At 57.2% G+C, this 18786-nt stretch carries 16 protein-coding genes; 10 read left to right on the plus strand and 6 right to left on the minus strand.

The features are described 5' to 3' along the window. Positions 1–9: 9 nt before the first annotated feature. From DW724_RS11355 to tyrS, 7 genes are all read left to right on the plus strand, one after another. On the plus strand, positions 10–594 hold the full coding sequence (locus tag DW724_RS11355; RefSeq protein WP_199677294.1) for a hypothetical protein: 585 nt from the start codon (positions 10–12) through the stop codon (positions 592–594). Positions 595–640: 46 nt separating this feature from the next. Further along, the gene (dxs, locus tag DW724_RS11360; RefSeq protein ID WP_118761546.1) at positions 641–2518 is read left to right on the plus strand and encodes a 1-deoxy-D-xylulose-5-phosphate synthase; all 1878 of its coding nucleotides are present in this window, start codon (positions 641–643) and stop codon (positions 2516–2518) included. After that, entirely contained in the window at positions 2493–3314 is an 822-nt protein-coding gene (locus DW724_RS11365) for a TlyA family RNA methyltransferase (RefSeq protein ID WP_118761547.1), read from the plus strand. The genes dxs and DW724_RS11365 overlap by 26 nt, the downstream gene beginning before the upstream one ends. After that, complete coding sequence (locus tag DW724_RS11370) at positions 3311–4162, plus strand: NAD(+)/NADH kinase (protein ID WP_118285992.1); 852 nt, start codon at positions 3311–3313, stop codon at positions 4160–4162. The genes DW724_RS11365 and DW724_RS11370 overlap by 4 nt, the downstream gene beginning before the upstream one ends. 33 nt (positions 4163–4195) lie before the next feature. Continuing rightward, the gene (locus tag DW724_RS11375; RefSeq protein ID WP_118761548.1) at positions 4196–4651 is read left to right on the plus strand and encodes an arginine repressor; all 456 of its coding nucleotides are present in this window, start codon (positions 4196–4198) and stop codon (positions 4649–4651) included. Between the two features lie 18 nt (positions 4652–4669). Beyond that, a complete protein-coding gene (gene recN, locus DW724_RS11380) occupies positions 4670–6349 on the plus strand; it encodes a DNA repair protein RecN (protein WP_118761549.1) in 1680 nt (559 codons plus the stop codon). Positions 6350–6454: 105 nt separating this feature from the next. Next, positions 6455–7678, plus strand: coding sequence for a tyrosine--tRNA ligase (tyrS, locus tag DW724_RS11385; protein ID WP_118761550.1), 1224 nt, complete (start codon positions 6455–6457; stop codon positions 7676–7678). Positions 7679–7761: 83 nt separating this feature from the next. On the opposite strand, the gene DW724_RS11390 is transcribed toward tyrS, so the two are convergent. Further along, entirely contained in the window at positions 7762–8676 is a 915-nt protein-coding gene (locus DW724_RS11390; RefSeq protein WP_118761551.1) for an AEC family transporter, read from the minus strand. Between the two features lie 43 nt (positions 8677–8719). On the opposite strand from DW724_RS11390, the gene DW724_RS11395 reads away from it, so the two are divergent. Then, on the plus strand, positions 8720–9574 hold the full coding sequence (locus DW724_RS11395; RefSeq protein WP_158580299.1) for a LysR family transcriptional regulator: 855 nt from the start codon (positions 8720–8722) through the stop codon (positions 9572–9574). Between the two features lie 12 nt (positions 9575–9586). On the opposite strand, the gene DW724_RS11400 is transcribed toward DW724_RS11395, so the two are convergent. Both DW724_RS11400 and DW724_RS11405 read right to left on the minus strand, forming a co-directional pair. Next, positions 9587–10585: a D-isomer specific 2-hydroxyacid dehydrogenase family protein gene (locus DW724_RS11400; RefSeq protein ID WP_118761553.1), complete on the minus strand. Its 999-nt coding sequence runs from the start codon at positions 10583–10585 to the stop codon at positions 9587–9589. 5 nt (positions 10586–10590) lie between these two features. Beyond that, positions 10591–11784: an aminotransferase-like domain-containing protein gene (locus DW724_RS11405; RefSeq protein WP_118761554.1), complete on the minus strand. Its 1194-nt coding sequence runs from the start codon at positions 11782–11784 to the stop codon at positions 10591–10593. A gap of 242 nt (positions 11785–12026) precedes the next feature. Between DW724_RS11405 and DW724_RS11410 the strand changes: the two genes are divergently transcribed. Next, positions 12027–14594: a translation factor GTPase family protein gene (locus DW724_RS11410; protein ID WP_118761629.1), complete on the plus strand. Its 2568-nt coding sequence runs from the start codon at positions 12027–12029 to the stop codon at positions 14592–14594. 70 nt (positions 14595–14664) lie between these two features. Then, on the plus strand, positions 14665–15090 hold the full coding sequence (locus DW724_RS11415; RefSeq protein ID WP_110436718.1) for an RrF2 family transcriptional regulator: 426 nt from the start codon (positions 14665–14667) through the stop codon (positions 15088–15090). Positions 15091–15363: 273 nt separating this feature from the next. On the opposite strand, the gene DW724_RS11420 is transcribed toward DW724_RS11415, so the two are convergent. From DW724_RS11420 to DW724_RS11430, 3 genes are all read right to left on the minus strand, one after another. Next, positions 15364–16782: a lipopolysaccharide biosynthesis protein gene (locus DW724_RS11420; protein WP_158580301.1), complete on the minus strand. Its 1419-nt coding sequence runs from the start codon at positions 16780–16782 to the stop codon at positions 15364–15366. Further along, a complete protein-coding gene (locus DW724_RS11425; RefSeq protein ID WP_118359676.1) occupies positions 16779–17354 on the minus strand; it encodes a phosphatase PAP2 family protein in 576 nt (191 codons plus the stop codon). The genes DW724_RS11420 and DW724_RS11425 overlap by 4 nt, the downstream gene beginning before the upstream one ends. A 74-nt stretch (positions 17355–17428) precedes the next feature. Beyond that, positions 17429–18616, minus strand: a complete 1188-nt coding sequence (locus DW724_RS11430; protein ID WP_202183526.1) for a cation:dicarboxylate symporter family transporter — start codon at positions 18614–18616, stop codon at positions 17429–17431. Between the last annotated feature and the right edge of the window lie 170 nt (positions 18617–18786).

The raw sequence follows: 18786 nt of genomic DNA on the forward strand, positions 1-18786 counted from the left end.
TTATCTTCAGTGGATACGACCGACAAACAAAAGAAAAAACCGCCGCAAAAGCCCAAGGCTGTTAATACCGCATGGGTCGGCTTGATCACTGTCATCAGCTTTGCGCTGAGCGTTGTCATGTCCTATATCTCGAACGAAGCATTGGCCAGTGCGGGCACGATTCTGTCCTTTGCTGTGCTGCTGCTCTTCATTGCGCTCGGCATTGTGTTTGACATGATCGGCGTAGCATCCACCTCGGCGACCGAGAAGGAATTTCACTCGATGGCGGCCCACCGTGTGCGCGGCGCGCGCGAGGCGGTCTGGATGGTGCGAAACGCAGAGAAGGTTTCCAGCATCTGCAACGATGTGGTGGGCGATATCTGCGGCATTATCTCCGGTGCGACCGGAGCACTCATTGTTGCACATATCACCTCGGGTGTGAGTGCGGGACTCAAGGTTGTGGTATCGCTGCTGATTACCGGTCTGATTTCGGCACTGACCATCGGCGGCAAGGCAGCCGGCAAGGGCATCGCGGTGATGTGCAGCAGCAAGGTGCTGGCGCTCTGCGGACGCGTGCTGTCCGTTCTGCCGCTCAAGCTGGATAACAGAAAGTAACAAAGATATTTTAGATAAATCTGCCTTTCCAAAGGTGGGGATATTGATGAAGCAGAAACGATACGGAATTTTAGACAATATAAGCAGTCCTGCCGATTTGCGCGGACTGTCGTACGACACACTCGGCGTGCTGTGCGCTGCGCTGCGCGAGTTCATTGTGGACTCGGTGTCGCAGACCGGCGGTCATTTGGCGTCCAATCTGGGCATTGTAGAGCTGGCTGTCGCACTCGAGCGCGAGTTCGACTCCTCACGCGACCGCATCATCTACGATGTAGGCCATCAGTGCTATGTCCACAAGATCCTGACCGGTCGGCGCGATCGCTTTGACACGCTGCGGCAGTATGGCGGCCTGTGCGGCTTTATGAAGCCGGAGGAGAGCATCACCGACCCGTGCATCACGGGACATGCCTCGGATTCGGTTTCGGTGGCGCTCGGCATGGCGCATGCACGCACGATTAAAAACCAGAAATACCACGTTGTCGCGGTCATCGGCGACGGTGCACTGACCGGCGGCATGGCATATGAGGCGCTGAGCAGCGCCGGCACCTCGCGGGAGCCGTTGCTCGTGGTGCTCAACGACAACAATATGTCAATCGCCAAGAATGTCGGCGGACTCAGCCGCCATTTGTCGCGCCTGCGCGTCAGTCCGCAGTATCTGCGTGCAAAAACCCGCATCAAGGAGCGGCTCAGCCGTATTCCGGGCGGCGGAACGATCACGCGCGCGGTATCGCGCTTCAAGGCGAAGATCAAGCGGGCTGTCCTGCCGACCTCGCTGTTCGAGCAGATGGGCTTTACCTATCTCGGTCCGGTGGACGGTCATGACATCAAGAGCGTGTGTGAGTTCATCGCACTGGCGAAAAAAATGAAAAAACCGGTTCTGCTGCACGTTATGACACAGAAGGGCAGAGGATATGCCCCGAGTGAGCAGCAGCCGGAGAAATACCACGGCGTGTCCAAGTTCGACCGCGTAACAGGCGCACCGCTTGCCGCGAAGAAGGAGGACTTCTCTGCGTTCTTCGGCAAAGAGCTTTGCGCACTCGCCGAGAAGGACAACCGCATTTGCGCGATCACAGCGGCTATGCCGTCCGGCACGGGACTGACCCGCTTTGCGGAGAAATTCCCGGAACGCTTTTTCGATGTCGGCATCGCCGAGGAGCACGCCATCGGTATGGCGGCCGGTATGGCGGCACAGGGACTGGTGCCGGTAGCGGCCATTTACTCGACCTTCCTGCAGCGCGCTTACGACCAGATCGTTCACGATATTGCAATCGAAGGTCTGCACGTTGTCCTGTGCGTGGACCGCGCGGGCATTGTCGGCGCGGACGGCGCAACGCATAATGGTGTGCTGGATATCGCGTTCCTGCGGTCTGTCCCGGGCGTGAAGATTTTCTGTCCGTCCGACTTTGCGGAACTCCGAGCCATGCTGTCCCGTGCGATTTACAGGGAGACCGGACCGGTCGCTATCCGTTACCCGCGCGGCAGCGAAGGCGCGTACCGCAGGGAGCTGTCGGCGCAGCCGCTCGTGTGCGTACACGAGCAATCCGGCAGCGAGGTGACGATCGTCACACACGGCATTATGGTCAATCAGGCGATCGACGCTGCGGAAATCCTCATGCACGAGGGCATCCGCGCACAGGTTTACAAGGTAAATGAAATCGGCAGCGGACTGGAACAGGCGTATGCCGAGGAGAAGGAAAAACTCGGCGGCTGGTGTGTCGTTGCGGAGGACGTTGTACCGAACGGCAGCGTCGGCGAGTGGCTTGCCGCGCACCGCAGCGAGCGTACCGATCTTTTGAACACCGGCAACCGCTTTCTGCCGCACGGCGGCGTAAACGAACTGTACCGTCACTGCGGCATTGATGCCGAGGGCATTGCGGCATATATCATGAAAAATCGGAATGGGAAGGAGAACAGCGTTGGCTAAGAAGAGACTGGACGTATTGCTGTTTGAAAAGGGCCTTTGCCCCTCGCGGGAGCGTGCAAAGACTGCGATTATGGAGGGAATCGTTTACATTGCAGGCCAGAAGGCGGGCAAGGCAGGCGATATGGTTGACGAAAACGCCGAACTGGAGGTTCGCGGCAACGAGAACGCATTTGTGTCCCGCGGCGGCAAGAAGATCGAGAAGGCGCTCAACTACTTTAACATCGACCCGACCGATCTGGCCGTGATGGACGTTGGCGCATCGACCGGCGGCTTTACCGACTGCCTGCTGCGCCGCGGTGCGCGCAAGGTGTATTCCATCGACGTCGGCTATGGCCAGCTGGCGTGGAGTCTGCGTCAGGATCCGCGTGTCAAGTGCATGGAGCGCACCAATATCCGCTATGTAACGCCGGATATGCTGGAGGAAACGCCGTCGTTCTGCGTCATCGACGTGTCGTTTATTTCCCTCAAGCTGGTACTGCCGGTCGTTTCCAGCCTGCTGACCGAGGACGGCCATGTTGCCAACCTTATCAAGCCGCAGTTTGAGGCCGGCAAGGGCAAGGTCGGCAAAAAGGGCGTTGTCCGTGAGCCAGAGATTCACCTTGAGGTGCTGCAGAATTATGTGGAAAACGCGCATGCGGCAGGCTTTAAGGTGCTTGATGTGACGTTTTCTCCCATCAAGGGACCAGAGGGCAACATTGAATTTCTCGGCTATCTGGCAAAGCAGGGCGAGGAGCACATTCCGGATCTGGCAGACGTTGTCCGTCAGGCACATGAGGAGCTGGACGCAAAGGCATGATGAAGAACATTTTCATCTATCCCAATCTGCGCAAGGACAGCGCACGCGATATCCTGCAGCCGGTGTGCGATCAGCTGCGGCGTGACGGTGTGCGGCTTATGCTGCCCAAGCAGATGCGGGTCGTGCCGCCCATCATTGAGGACGCGGATTACATGAAAACCGAGGACGCCGTGCAGTTTGCGGATATGGCGGTCGTGCTTGGCGGAGACGGAACCATGCTCCGTCTGGCGAGAGAGGCGGCGCAGAATCAGCTGCCGCTGCTCGGCATCAATGTCGGTCACGTCGGCTTTATGACCGAACTGGAACCGGCTGAACTGCCCGAAATGGAAAAGCTGTTCACCGGTGAATTTTCACTGGACAGCCGCATGATGCTGCACGTTGCCGTGCAGCGCGGCGGGCGTATCGTGTACGAGAATGACGCGCTCAACGACATTGTTATCGCAAAGGGCACCGCGTTCCGCGTGGTGCGCGTTGGTATTTCGGCAGACAACGAGGAGGTCACCCGCTTTAACGGCGACGGCGTTATTGCAGCCACGCCGACCGGTTCGACCGCCTACGGTCTGTCGGCAGGCGGCCCGGTCATTGAGCCGAGCGCGGAGAACATCGCTGTTATTCCCATCTGTGCGCACGCACTGGCGGCAAAGTCGTTCGTGTTTGCGCCCGAGCGCAGCGTATCCATCACCGCAGCCTGTGAGGGCGGCAGTGAGGTGTTCATTTCGGCAGACGGCGGACAGGGCTTTGCCGTGCGGCCGGATGATCGGGTCATTATCACCCGTTCCGACCTGCAGACGCGGCTGATTCGTCTAAAAGGCAATAGTTTTTATCGAATTTTACAGCAGAAGCTGTGAGAGGCGCTGCTATAAGAGAGGAAAACGCGAACGATGAAGTTTCAACGACAGGCAAAAATCCTCGATCTCATCGACCGGTTTGAGATTGAAACGCAGGAGGATTTGACCGCACATTTGCGGGCACTTGGCTACAACACCACGCAGGCGACCATTTCGCGCGATATTAAGGAGCTGCGGCTTATCAAGACGCTCTCCTCGGAGACCGGTAAGTACAAGTATACCTCCTCGAACGCCGGTGCGGCGGATAGCTTCACCACGCGTCTGCGCAACATTTTCCGTGAATGCGTCACGGATATTGATGCGGCGCAGAACATGGTCGTCATTAAAACACTGCCCGGTCTGGGTCAGGCGGCGGCAATGGCGATTGATGCCATGCGCGCACCCGATGTGGTCGGCACGCTTGGCGGCGACGATACCGTATTTGCCGTTATGCGCGATAACGACAGCGCGCAAAAGTTCTGCGAACAGGCAAGAGACATTCTAAAGTAAGCGAGGGATAAGGCGGCAATGCTGCAATTACTCCACATTGAAAATATAGCGGTCATCGAACGTGCAGACATCGAACTCGATAAGGGTTTGACCGTGCTTTCCGGCGAGACTGGCGCGGGCAAGAGTATCGTTATTGATTCGATCGGTGCGCTGCTCGGCAAGCGCGTCAGCCGCGACTTAGTGCGCTCGGGTGCGCAGAAGGGCTTTGTCAGCGCGGTATTCACCGATCTGCCGCGTGCTCTGCGCGAACTGCTTGACGAGTTTGCACTTTCCGGTGACGAGCCTGACACGCTGTACGTTCAGCGGCAGATTTCCGCAGACGGCAAGAGCACCTGCCGCGTGAATATGAAACCGGCCAGTGCGGCTGTCCTGCGGCAGCTGGCGCCGTACCTGATCGACATTCACGGTCAGAATGACGGCCAGAAGCTGCTCGATGAAGCGCATCACATCGAATATCTGGACGGCTACGCAGGCTGTGCCGAAATACTCGAGCGATACCGCCCGAAATATCAGGCGCTGGTGACACTACGGCGGGAAATTACTGCGCTGGAGACCGGCGAGCAGGAACGCCTGCAGCGCATCGATATGCTGACCTTCCACAAGGAGGAAATCGAGCAGGCGGCACTTAAACCCGATGAGGATGAGGCGCTTGCACAGCGCAAGGCGTATTTCGATCACGCGGGCAAGATCGCGGGTGCACTCGAGCAGGCGCGTATGGCGCTCTCGGGTGACGATGAAATTGCGGGTGCGTGTGAATTGCTCGATCAGGCGGCAAACGCCATCGAGAGCCTGCGCGAAGTGTCGGATGCCTTCGACGGCATGGCCGAGCAGGCCGAGGAAGTGCGCCTGCTGGCGGCAGATTTGCGCGACAGCGTGGCAAGTCAGGGGGACAATCTGGACTTTTCTCCGGCGGAGCGCGAGATGGTCGAGCAGCGCCTGGACGAAATCTACCGTCTGAAGCAGAAATACGGCGGTACGATTCCGGAAATCCTCGCGTACCTCGAGAAGATAACCGCCGAGCTGGATACACTCGAGAATGCGGACGACCGCAGGGAAGAACTGCGGGAGCAGTACCGCGGTATGCTTGCGGAAGCCAAGGGCATCGCGGCGGAACTCACCGAGCAGCGCCGCAAGGCTGCAAAGCAGTTGGAGAGCGAAATCGTGCGCGAGCTGAGTGAACTGGACATGGACAAGGTGAAAATGCGGGTTGCGGTCCGTACCGGAACTAAGCTGTCCGCGCACGGCTGCGACACCGTGACGTTTGAGATTTCGGTCAATCCGGGTGAGCCGGAAAAGCCGCTCTCCAAGGTAGCCTCCGGCGGCGAGCTGAGCCGCATCATGCTGGCGCTCAAAAACGTATTGACAGCGGGCGAAGATGTTGGTATGCTGATTTTTGACGAGATCGACACCGGCGTTTCCGGCCATGCGGCTCAGCAGATCGGCCGCAAGCTGTCCGCGATTGCGAAAAAGAAGCAGACACTGTGCGTTACCCATCTGCCGCAGATTGCCGCCATGGGCGACCACCACCTGCGTATTTCCAAATCCGTGCGGGACGGCCGCAGCTACACCGATGTCAGCCCGATGGACAGAGCACACCGCGTAGACGAAATTGCACGTCTGCTCTCCGGCGAGGAAATCTCGGATGCAGCACGCCGCAATGCAGAGGAACTGCTCGATGCGGCCGGACAGGGGGCGTGAAGCCGTGGTAATCATAGACGAACGCAGAAAAGAGCGTGCTCCATAATGGTATTCGGACTCTTTTATCATAGAATGCAAACAAATTGAAATACAGGAGACAGAATAATGCAGCTTTACGACGAACTCAAAGCGCGTGGTCTGATCGCGCAGGTAACGAACGAAAAAGAGATCAGCGAGATGATCAACAACGGCAAGGCAACCTTCTACATCGGCTTCGATCCGACCGCGGACAGCCTGCATGTTGGCCACTTTATGGCGCTCTGCCTGATGAAGCGCATGCAGATGGCAGGCAACAAGCCGATTGCGCTGATCGGCGGCGGCACCGCTATGATCGGCGACCCGTCCGGCCGTACCGATATGCGCTCGATGATGACCGTCGAGACCATCCAGCACAACTGTGACTGCTTCAAGAAGCAGATGGAGCGCTTCATCGAATTCGGTGAGGGCAAGGCGCAGATGGTGAACAATGCCGACTGGCTGATGAACCTCAACTACATCGAGTTTATCCGCGACATCGGCTCGTGCTTCTCGGTTAACAATATGCTCCGTGCCGAGTGCTTTAAGCAGCGCATGGAGAAGGGTCTGAGCTTCCTCGAGTTCAACTACATGCCGATGCAGTCCTACGACTTCTACTACCTGTTCAAGAACTACGGCTGCAACATGCAGTTCGGCGGCAACGACCAGTGGAGCAACATGCTCGGCGGTACAGAGCTGATCCGCCGCAAGCTGGGCAAGGACGCGCACGCGATGACCATCACTCTGCTGCTCAACTCCGAGGGCAAGAAGATGGGCAAGACCGCTTCCGGTGCCGTTTGGCTCGATCCGAACAAGACTTCTCCTTACGATTTCTACCAGTACTGGCGCAATGTCGATGATGCAGACGTGCTCAAGTGCATCCGTATGCTGACCTTCCTGCCGCTTGAGGAGATCGAGGCGATGGATAACTGGGAAGGCGCACAGCTGAACAAGGCAAAGGAAATCCTCGCATACGAGCTGACCGCTCTGGTACACGGCAAGGAGGAGGCTGAAAAGGCACAGACCGCTGCCAAGGAGATCTTCGTTTCCGGCGGTGCGGCTGCCAACATGCCGACCACCACGCTGACCGACGCGGACTTTACCGACGGCCAGATCGGCGTGCTGACGCTGCTCGTCAAGTGCGGCCTTGCAGCCTCCAACGGCGAGGCGCGCAAGCTGGTGCAGGGCGGCGGCGTATCGTTGGACGGTGAAAAGGTCACGGACTTCAAGCAGCAGCTTGCCAAGGACTTCTTTAACGAGGAGTGCATGATCAAGAAGGGCAAAAAGACTTTCCATAAGGTTGTTCTGGGATAATGTCTGTCGCGGAACGACGTTTTCAAGAAGACGCAAAGAAGCGGCACAGACCGATCGGTCTGCGCCGCTTTTGTTATCTGGTTTTAGGAAAGAAAGCGTTCAGCCACCAGCATTACCAGCGGAAGCGTTGCCACGGACAGAATGGTGGACAGGCATACATACGACACCGCCTGCCGGTAATCCTGATCGAACTTCTGCGCAAAGATGGCTGTGCTGCTGGCAACCGGCGTTGCCGCTGCGATCAGCGTAATCAGCGTGATCTCGCCGCGGGCAAAGGGGAATAGCAGGAAGATGAGCACCGTCACCGCCGGAACGACAAGCAGGCGCACGGCAGAGACAACGTACAGCCTTGCACTCACGAACAGGTCGCGCAGGCGCACCTTGGACAGATAGAAACCGAGAATAATCATCGCCAGAGCAGTATTGGCATCCGCGATGTAGCCGATCGTGCCGGTGACGACCGAGGGCAGCGTCGGCTGAGCCACAAACAGGATGAGACCGATCACCATGGAGATGAAAACCGGATTGACGAACACCATTTTCAGATTGATGGTTTCCTTTTTGCCTGATATAATAACAATACCGTACGTCCACTGCAGCAGATTGACAAGCGTGCTGTACGAGACAACGTAGAACGCCGCCTCCGCGCCGAACACGGCTGTGACGAGCGGAATACCGATGAAGCCGGCGTTGCCGAACGCGACTGCAAAGTTTTCAATCCGGTGCCGGGTGCCGCAGGTGAGGTACGCCACGCCGATGGACGCGACAAACGCGATCACCGCGATAACAGCCGAAATACCCATTGCACGCAGCTTGTCCACGCTGAACTCGGACATGTAGCTGCGCAGGATAACACACGGAATGACTGCGTACAGCAGCACGTTGGACAGATCACGGCTGCCCTGTTCGGTTATCATGCCGCGGCGGGAGAGGAGCAGACCGAGCATCATCAAAAGAAACATGATGATCGTCTGCTGAAGCAGAATTTGAGTAATCATAAGGGAAATTTTCCTGTACTTTCATAGAATGGAGGGGAACGCAATGGAATTATACCAGCTTCGGCAGTTTGCCGCCGTAGCAAAGTACGAAAATATGACACGCGCCGCCGAGAGCCTGAACGTGGCACAGCCCGCTGTATCCAAAACCATACGGAATCTGGAAAGCGAGCTGGGAGCCGAGTTATTCGAGCGAACGGGAAAGGGATTGCGCCGCACCGAGCAGGGAGATATCCTGCTGCGGTACGCACGGACGATACTGGAAGCCGAGCGCGACGCACGCGGCGAGATCGAGGAGAGCCTGCACCGGACAGGCGGTCTGTGTATCTGTGCGCTGTCGTGCGCGGAGCGTATCAGCGAGATACTCGCGGGGTTTTCCGCCGAGTACGGCAATCTGGATCTGCGCATCAGCAGCACGCCCGAGGGCAGCGACCTGCTGCTCGATTCCGCGGTATCGCGGGACGAGGTGCCTGCAGGCGCCGTCCTGCTGTACGATGAGGAGATGTGCGTGGCTGTGCCCGAGGGACACCGGTATGCCGATCGGGAAAGCGTATCGCTGACAGAACTTGCCGACGACCCGTTTATCGTGCTGAGCAATTCGCAGTCGTTCCGGCAGATTTCCGAGCATATTTTTCGATCAGCAGGTATGGAGATGCACGCCGCTATCGAGTGCGACAGCGCGGCCTTGCAGATCCGACTGCTGTCGTGCGGCATGGGTGTTGCACTGGTCGCGTCCGGCGAGTGGCGGCAGGTCTGCGAGGACGCAGGCGTGCGCCTGCTGCACATCAAGGACGCACAGTGCCGCCGGTATATCTATGTGCAGACGCTCGGACGGTTCCGCACGCAGAGCATTCGCGCGTTTACTGCGTATCTGGAGCGGTATTTTGCGCAGATGGCGTAAATCCGCGACAGGTCATGCGGCGTGTACCTCGAGAGGAACTTTTTCACCGAGTTCGAACTGATGCAGGCTTTCGAGCGAGCACTGAACCATATCGAACACCGCCTGATCGGTGAAGAACGCAACATGCGGGGTAACGATAGTGTTCTGGAAGGATTTCAGGATGATGTAATCGTGGTTGGTGACGCGACTGTTGTAATTGTGATCGACGCGGATCACGTCATCCTCACCCTCAAAGCAGTCCACGCCGACCGAGCCTACACGGCCGGACTCAATGCCGTCGATCAGAGCGCGGGTGTCGATCAGTGCGCCACGTGCGCAGTTGATGATGACAACACCCGGCTTCATCTGCTGAATGGCCTCGGTGTTGATCATGTGGTAGGTGCTGTCGTTGAGGAAGGTGTGCAGCGTGATGACATCGGATTGCGCGTACAGCGACTCGAGCGAAACGTACTCCACGCCCATCTGCTTCATTTCCTCGGACGGGTACGGGTCATGCGCGATAATGCGGCAGCCAAAGCCGGACAGATTGCGAATAACGGCTTTGCCGATACGACCGGTGCCGATGACGCCAACGGTCAGGTTCTGCATCTCCATGCCGCGCGCCGCACCGGATGCGCCGAGCGAGTAGTCTGCGGTGTGCGAGCGGAACATGATGTAGCCGGCCTTGCGGATGCACATCAGCATGAGCATGACCGTGTAGTTGGAAACCGCATACGGCGAATATCCGGCGTGCGATACGCGGATGCCGAGACGCTTTGCGGCTTCGAGGTCTACATTATCGTAGCCGATGGTGCGCAGGGCCACATAGCGGACACCGTTCTCGGCCAGCTTTTCCAGAATCGGCGCAGGCAGGTCGCAGGTGCAGGAAATGCCGTCGTAGCCGCGGGTCAGCGCAACATTATCGAGGGTCAGCGTGTCCTTCTGCAGCGTAAGATTCATATTAAGCGACTGACTGAAGTGATCGAAAAACGCGCGTTCGTCCGGACGGGCGTTGAATGCCATAACTTTCATTTTTATTACTCCTTGATCCATTCGTGGGTGAGCTTGCCGAGAATTTCGATGCCCTTGACGATCTGTTCGTCGGTCGGGGTAGAATAGTTGAGGCGGAAGGCGTTGGACACCTGCTTTTCGTCTGCCAGGAACGCCGAACCGGGCACGCAGAGAACACCGCGCTGAATCGCCTCGCGGACAAACGGCTGCGAATCCATGCCGTCCGGCAGGAAGGCCATGGCGAACAGGCCGCCTTCCGGCTGCGAAAACGTGACCGCCGGATGGAAGGTGCGGCGCATGGTATCGAGCATGAGATTGCACTTAGCGCGGTATACGTCACGCGCTTTGTCGAGATGCGCGGCAAAATCGTACTTGGTCATGTACTCGTTGCAGACATACTGGAACAGCACGTTAGAGTGCACATCGGTGGTCTGCTTGGCGATGGTCAGCGGCATGGTGAGCGACTTGTTGAACACGAGGAAGCCCAGTCGGAACGCCGGAGCCATCACCTTGGAAAAGCTGCCTGCATACAGGACGCGGCCTTCGGTGTCCATCGACTTGATGGTTGGCACGTCCTCGCCGGAGAAGCGCAGCTCACCGTAGGGATTGTCCTCGAGGATGGCAATGTCGTATTTGCACGCCAGCTCATACACCTTTTTGCGCTTTTCAAGCGTAGTTGTGATGCCGGACGGGTTCTGGAACGACGGAATCGCGTACAGCAGCTTGGCCTCGGGGTGCGCCTTGAGAGCGGCCTCGAGCGCATCCGTATCCATGCCGTCCTGCTGCATCGGAATGCCGATCAGCTTGGCGCCATACGAACGGAATGTGTTCAGGCAGCCGACAAAGGCAGGGTCCTCGGTCAGAATGACATCTCCCTCGTTTACCAGAACCTTGGTGGTCAGGTCAGCGCACTGCTGACCGCCGGACAGGATGAACAGCTCATTTTCCTCAAAATCGAAACCCTGTGTGCGGGTGAGGTAGTCCTTCATGGTCTCACGCAGCGGCATGTAGCCCTCGGACAGACCGTACTGCAGAACAGAGACCGGTGCGTTTTTCATCACGTCCGCGATGATGTCCGCAATCTCGGGAACCGGGAAGGTCTCTGCGGACGGGTTGCCGCCGCCGAACGAGATCATGTTCGGGTCCGCGCCCAGCTTGAACAGCTCGCGGATGGCCGAACCGTGTACGTCAGACATTCGGTTGGAAATTTCATACTGCATATCTATCGCTCCTGTTAAGATTTGGAATACAAGAAAACAAAAAGGTGCTGAAACCCCTTAGTCGGTAGGTTTCAGCGCCTTTGCTGATGGTTCTATTGTAAACCTGCACAAGAAATTTGTCCAATATCTGTTGTTTATGACGATATAACGGGAAAGAATACATGCTATGCCTTGAAGAATCACGCAAAACCTGCGATAATAGTAGGAGTTAGAATCACTCGAATATGAAAGCGAATTTTGCTATGAAACATATCTGTATTGGCATCACGGCACACGTTGATGCCGGAAAAACCACCCTATCGGAAGCCATGCTGTATCAGGCGGGTGCACTGAAAAAATTAGGCCGCGTGGACCATCAGGATGCGTTCCTCGACACGTTTGCGCTTGAGCGCGCGCGCGGCATCACAATTTTCTCCAAGCAGGCGGAGTTCTCCCTGCCGCATACAGAGGTCACACTGCTGGACACGCCCGGGCACGTTGACTTTTCGGCGGAGATGGAACGCACGCTGCAGGTGCTCGACTGTGCGGTGCTGGTCATCAGCGGCACGGACGGCGTGCAGGCGCATACGGAAACGCTGTGGCGGCTGCTGACGCGGCAGGGAATTCCGACGTTTCTGTTCATCAACAAGATGGATTTGGACGGCGCAGACCGAAATGCACTCCTGCAGGAGCTGAAATCGCGGCTGGACAGCGGCTGCGTGGACTTCACTTCGACGGCTACAATGGCAGAGGAGCTTGCCGTGTGCGATGAAGGTCTGCTCGAGCAGTACCTCGAGACAGGAATGATGGACGACAGCCAGATCGCACAGCTGGTTGCGGAACGAAAAGCGTTCCCGTGCTACTTCGGCTCGGCGCTCAAACTGGACGGCGTGGACGCGCTGCTGGATGGTCTGGAACGCTATCTTCCTGCACCGCAGTACGGCGCGGACTTCGGTGCGCGTGTGTTCAAAATCGCGCGTGACGCACAGGGCAACCGCCTGTCATATCTCAAAATCACCGGCGGTGCGCTGTCCGTGCGTGAGCAGCTTTCGGGCGGCGAGGACGGCGGCTGGCAGGAAAAGGTGAGCGGCATCCGCATCTACTCGGGTGAAAAATTCCGCACGGCCGAGCGCGTCGAGAGCGGCATGGTATGCGCCGTAACTGGGCTCACCCATACCCGTCCGGGTATGGGTCTTGGCGCGGAAGCCGGTGCGCTGCCGCCGGTTCTGGAACCCGTTCTCGGGTACCGCGTGTGCCTGCCGGAAGGGTGTGACGCGCATGTCATGCTGCGCAATCTGCGCCAGCTCGAGGAGGAGGACCCGCAGCTTCGCGTGGTGTGGAACGAGCGGCTTGGCGAGATTCACCTGCAGCTGATGGGCGAGGTACAGCTGGAGATCCTAACCAGCGTTATCGCGGAACGCTTCGGCGTGGATGTGACCATTGACGAGGGCAGTATCGTCTACCGCGAGACCATCACCGAGCCGGTGATCGGCATCGGCCATTTCGAGCCGCTGCGGCATTACGCCGAGGTGCATCTGCTGCTTGAACCGGCAGAGCGCGGCAGCGGCATTCAGCTGTCAACGGCGTGTCCGACCGATGTGCTCGACCTGAACTGGCAGCGATTGATCCTCACGCATCTGGCGGAAAAAACGCACTTGGGCGTGCTGACCGGTGCACCCATCACGGATGTGAAGATAACCATCCTTGCAGGCCGCGCACACGTCAAGCACACGGAAGGCGGTGACTTCCGCGAGGCGACCTACCGCGCTGTCCGCAACGGCCTGATGCGCACCGAGAGCCTGCTGCTCGAGCCGTATTACGTCTTCCGGCTGGAGCTGCCGGACGAGTGCGTCGGACGCGCCATGACCGACATTCAGCGAATGAACGGCACGTTCGAGCCGCCCGAGCAGGGTGCTCACGGCTCGCTTCTGACCGGAACGGCGCCGGTCTCCACCATGCGCAACTACTGGACCGAGGTCGCGGCGTACACCAAGGGACGCGGTCGGCTGTCGTGCACACCGGACGGCTACGCACCCTGCCACAACGCGGAGGAAGTCATCTCGGCAGCCGCCTACGACCCGACCGCCGATGTGGAAAATACGCCGGATTCCGTGTTCTGCTCGCACGGTGCAGGCTATGTTGTTAAGTGGGATGAAGTGCCGGAGCACGCGCATGTGGATACCTCAAATGTGCTTAAACCTAAGGAAGAAGAGCCGGAACAAGTCCGTCCGGTGCGTTCCTCCGGTACGGGCGGCGGAGACGGCTTCGGCGGCGATGCGGAACTGCGGGCCTTGTTTGAACGCACTTACGGTCCGGTCAAAAACCGCGGCTTTGAAGCCTTCCAGCAGAGCCGTAAAAAGGCCGCGACGCTCGAGCAACTGTACGTCACCCGCATCCGTGAGGACGATTATCTGCTCGTGGACGGCTACAACATCATCTTCTCGTGGGACGAGCTGCGCGACATTGCCGCCCGTGATGTCAACGCCGCCCGCGAAGCGCTCGTCAACGTGCTGAGCAATTATCAGGGCGTGCGCAGGTGTCATCTTATTCTCGTGTTCGATGCCTATAAGGTCAAAGGCGGCACCGGCTCGATCGAGCAGCGCGGCGGTATCCATATCGTCTACACCAAGGAGGCCGAAACCGCGGATATGTACATTGAGCAGGCGTCCTACGACCTGTCGCGCAAGCACCGTGTTCGTGTGGCTACCTCGGACGGCATGGAGCAGATGATCATTCTCGGCCATGGCGCAGAGCGTATCTCCGCGACCGAGCTGTACTGGGAAGTAGAGCAGGCCAATGAGCATATTGAGGCAATTCTGAAAAAATTGTAAATAAAAATCGGTTTGGACTTGAATTCATAGTAAACCTGTGGTATATTAGTAAAAAGGGGAATTTGCAACTATGAAGATTTCAACCAAAGGAAGATATGCGCTTCGTCTGATGATCGACCTGGCGCAGCATGACGCAGGCGGCTACATTCCGCTGCGCGATATCTCCAAGCGACAGCAGATCTCGGCCAAGTATCTGGAGCAGATCGTGGTGCAGCTTTCGCGTGCGGGCTTTGTTATCTCGACGCGAGGCGCACAGGGCGGCTATCAGCTGGCGCGGCATCCTTCGGAGTATACCGTGGGAGATATTCTGCGTATTACCGAAGGCTCTCTTGCGCCGGTGGCGTGTTTGGAGCACGAGCCGGTGGATTGTCCTCGTGTAGATGAATGCATTACGCTCAGCTTTTGGCGCGGATTGTATGACGCAATCAATAATTATGTTGATTCGGTCACGCTCGAGGATCTTGTCAATAACGGAACGCTTAATTTTTCCATCTAACGCAAAAAGACAGACGATTTTTCGTCTGTCTTTTTTTCGTTCCATTCGGTTGAGTAATGGAGAATTATCCTCAGAGTGAAGAGCGGTTTCTTTTGCCCTTCGGGCAATTTACCTTGTGCCGCGCCTGCGAAGAGTAAACCGCATGTGTAGCAGTACGCTATCTGTGAACTGCGAATAGGTTGCGAAACAAACGCAAGAATAACCCGACTGCCATTCTCCTTTTCGGAGCGCAAAAAAGGGAACACCCCGCAGGCATTCCCTTTGCATATAAACTTATGCTCGATGCAGCAGCTTTTTGACACTGAGCAGCATCTCGCGGCTGTTGAGTGCCACAACCGCGCCGAACAGTGCAATCTGCCAGACGAGCCACAGCGGCGGCTCGAGCAGCATGAGTACGGACTGCACGGCAAGCAAAATCACGGTCAGCGTCAGGCGCGGCACCTTCCAGCGGACCGGCATGAACCGACGGCTGTCGATTGCACGGTACAGGAACAGAGCCACATAGCTGATGAGCGTTGCCAGCGCCGCACCTGTGCCGCCCATCCGCGGGATGAGCAGAGCGTTCAGACCGATGTTGATGACCGCGGAGAACGCCGTGGACAGGAAGGACGCGACCGTCTTCTTTTCCAGCAGGTACACGCTTTTCTGGAAGCTGGACAGGCAGTTGAAGCCCGCGCCGACCGCCAGAATCGGGATGAACGTCCAGCCGATATAGTAGCTGGGCACGGCAAGAACCGTCATAGCCAGCTTGGCGCACATTACGCCGCCGGACGCGATGATGAACACGATGGACGAGTATGTGTTGCCGACGTTCGAGAAGAACGTGATCTGCTCCTCCTTGGTGTTGTTGTTGACCATGGATATCTGCCATGCATCAACAAAGATGGACGCAACAAGCGCGATCAGTGTCGGCACACGGTAGGAGATCGAGTAGATGGCGCTGACTGCAGTATCCTGCATGGAAGCGAGGAACACCTGATCCGAGAAGCCAATGATATACACGAGAATCGCATCCGGTACGAGCGGAAGCGAGTATGCCAGCATGCCGCGCCACAGGTGCATGTCCAGACGCTTGAGCTTGACGTACTTCCACAAACCGGCAATAATGAACAGGCAAACAGTGGAAAGCGCGTCCGAGCAGATGATGGAGAACACATAGCCGAGGATGTTCCAGCGGAACACCTTCAGGTAGAGGATGTTCAGCATGATGGTGACGAACGTACGGAAAATGCCGTCGATCGCGTACAGGCGGACGTGGCCGAGCGCGCGGATGAACTGGCTGCACACATTCTGCGTGCACGAGGTCAGAACATACAGGTAGATGATCCACTGATACTCAAGCAGTGAGCCGGTAACACCCGCCGAGGTGTTATAGTGGATGAGACTCAGCAGCGGATGGAACGGCAGTGCGATAATAAAGCCGCACAGCACGGTCACAAGCGCAATGGTAAACACACTGCGCTTGTAATACTTGCGCTCAAGTCCGTAGCGGATGACCGCCTGTCCGATGGACAGCGACACCACCGGATACAGAATACTGGTGGTCTTGATGATCAGGTCGGCGACACCCATTTCATCCTGCGTCATCATGCCGGTGTAGAAACGCAGCATGAGGATGACGAGAATCTTGGAACTGAACGTGCCTATCGCAAAGATAAAGGTATTGCCGAGAAGGCGTTTGTATTGATTCATTTTTTGCCCTTTCTCAGCCGGAGTGTGTGGCACTGGTCGGTAACGCGGTCGGTCAGCCATGCAGCGATAATGCCGCACAGCACGCCGATGACCGCTCCGGCCAGTACGTCGGTCGGGTAATGGACGCTGGCATACAGCCGCGAAAACGCAATGGCTGCCGCCAGCAGAAAGGCCAGAAAACCGGTTTTATGGTGGAAGAAGTACAGCGCCGAAGCTGCCGCAAACGAGCTGAGCGTGTGTCCGGACGGAAACGACCACGGGTCCTCCGGAACGAGCAGCGCCGTCAGGTCGGTGTGGGTGACAAATGGACGCGGCCGCATGACAAGGTTCTTGAGGAACACGTTGCCAAGCAGAAAGCCGACGCCGAGCGCGATCAGCATCGCCGCACCGGCGCGGCGTGTTCGCCGGAAGAACAGCAGCAGTACGGCAAGCGTAATCCAGACAGCACCGTAGCTGCCCATCAGGGAGAACACCTTCCAGACTGTGTCGGACAGACCACCGCGCCAGTGCTCCGAGATGTACGCGAGAACGCCGTAGTCAACTGAATGCACAATATCGAGCAGAATATCCATTTACCGGAATCGCCGCCTTTCAGGATTAGAAGTTGTTTTATGACCGGGGGATGGCTATGGAAACAACTTTCCGGTTATTTTTCGGAAGCAGAACGGTCTACCTTGTCCACGATGAGGGCAATCGCCTGGTCGCCGGTGACGTTGGTAGCAGTGCCGAAGCTGTCCTGCGAGAAGTGCAGGGCGATGATAAGCTGCTGCATCGGGTCCGTGAAGCCGAGCATCGAGGTGATCAGGCCCAGTGCCGACATAACACCGCCGCCCGGTACACCCGGAGCCGCAACCATGGTAACGCCCAGCATGAATACAAACGGAGCAAACATGGCAAAGGTCGGGGTTATGCCGCTTGCAAGCATGATGCCCATCGAGCCGAGTACGAGGCAGATGGTATCGCCGTTGAGGTTGATGGTAGCGCACAGCGGAACGACAAAGTCGGCAACGTCGTTATTTATATTGTTATTATATGCACAGTTCAGCGCAATCGGAATAGTCGATGCAGACGACTGGGTGCCGAGTGCGGTAAAGTATGCCGGAGCGGCGTTCTTCATGCTTTTGAAGTGGTTCTTGCGGCAGACAATGCTTGCCAGACCAAACTGAGACACGATGTACAGCAGCTGCAGCACAATAATAATGGCATACAGGGAAGCGAACATCTTGACGGTAGCCGCCAGACGGCCCTCGGCTGCGATGTTGGCGAACAGACCTGCGATGTGGATCGGGATCAGCGGAATGATAATACGGCTGAGTACGCCGGTAACGATCTTCTGCAGATCGCGGAAAACGTTCAGCAGGGAATCGCCCTTAAGGTTTGCCATGCCGATGCCGATCACGAACGCGAGCACAAGTGCAGTCATAACGCCGAACACCGGGTCAACCGTGATGGAGAACAGCGGCTCGAAGGCGTTGCTCTCGAGTACATCGCCGGTGATGGGTTGAATGATCCCCGGCAGAACGGCCTTGCCGATGAAGAAGGTCAGCAGGCCGGAAATAACGGTTGTGCCGTAGGCCAGCAGCAGGGTCAGACCGAACAGACGGTTGGCCTTCTTGCCAAGCTCTGCCATGCCGACCGTGATGAACGACAGGATGATCAGCGGGATCATGAATGACAGGAAGGTTGAGAACAGCGAGGTAAAGGTTGCCAGCAGGCGGATGATGGCAACGAAGAACCCAGTGTCCGCGATGCCGAACCACTGTCCGCACATACCGATGAGGATACCGGCGATGATGCCGATAATCAGTCGAATTAACAGTCCTAATTGTTTCACTTGCATTTACTCCTCTTTTTCACAAAAAATTTTAGCATACTAATAATACTATAGCAGAAAAGAGCCGTGATAGCAAGTTAAAGCGACAGATTATGACGGCGTAGCCATCCATTATCATTAAACGCACAGAGACTCAAACGAGTCGGCTGTGCGTTTTTTCTTTACTACAA

Source organism: Butyricicoccus sp. AM27-36 (genome assembly GCF_003480945.1).
GTDB classification, from domain to species: domain Bacteria; phylum Bacillota; class Clostridia; order Oscillospirales; family Butyricicoccaceae; genus Agathobaculum; species Agathobaculum butyriciproducens.

What these genes read in the sequence shown, in the direction of transcription:
- DW724_RS11410 (WP_118761629.1), top strand. Translation starts at nt 12,027, where the DNA reads ATGAAACATATCTGTATTGGCATCACGGCACACGTTGATGCCGGAAAA.
- DW724_RS11425 (WP_118359676.1), bottom strand. Translation starts at nt 17,354, where the DNA reads ATGGATATTCTGCTCGATATTGTGCATTCAGTTGACTACGGCGTTCTC.
- DW724_RS11370 (WP_118285992.1), top strand. Translation starts at nt 3,311, where the DNA reads ATGATGAAGAACATTTTCATCTATCCCAATCTGCGCAAGGACAGCGCA.
- DW724_RS11375 (WP_118761548.1), top strand. Translation starts at nt 4,196, where the DNA reads ATGAAGTTTCAACGACAGGCAAAAATCCTCGATCTCATCGACCGGTTT.
- dxs (WP_118761546.1), top strand. Translation starts at nt 641, where the DNA reads ATGAAGCAGAAACGATACGGAATTTTAGACAATATAAGCAGTCCTGCC.
- DW724_RS11405 (WP_118761554.1), bottom strand. Translation starts at nt 11,784, where the DNA reads ATGCAGTATGAAATTTCCAACCGAATGTCTGACGTACACGGTTCGGCC.
- DW724_RS11395 (WP_158580299.1), top strand. Translation starts at nt 8,720, where the DNA reads ATGGAATTATACCAGCTTCGGCAGTTTGCCGCCGTAGCAAAGTACGAA.
- recN (WP_118761549.1), top strand. Translation starts at nt 4,670, where the DNA reads ATGCTGCAATTACTCCACATTGAAAATATAGCGGTCATCGAACGTGCA.
- DW724_RS11400 (WP_118761553.1), bottom strand. Translation starts at nt 10,585, where the DNA reads ATGAAAGTTATGGCATTCAACGCCCGTCCGGACGAACGCGCGTTTTTC.
- DW724_RS11390 (WP_118761551.1), bottom strand. Translation starts at nt 8,676, where the DNA reads ATGATTACTCAAATTCTGCTTCAGCAGACGATCATCATGTTTCTTTTG.
- tyrS (WP_118761550.1), top strand. Translation starts at nt 6,455, where the DNA reads ATGCAGCTTTACGACGAACTCAAAGCGCGTGGTCTGATCGCGCAGGTA.
- DW724_RS11365 (WP_118761547.1), top strand. Translation starts at nt 2,493, where the DNA reads ATGGGAAGGAGAACAGCGTTGGCTAAGAAGAGACTGGACGTATTGCTG.
- DW724_RS11415 (WP_110436718.1), top strand. Translation starts at nt 14,665, where the DNA reads ATGAAGATTTCAACCAAAGGAAGATATGCGCTTCGTCTGATGATCGAC.
- DW724_RS11420 (WP_158580301.1), bottom strand. Translation starts at nt 16,782, where the DNA reads ATGAATCAATACAAACGCCTTCTCGGCAATACCTTTATCTTTGCGATA.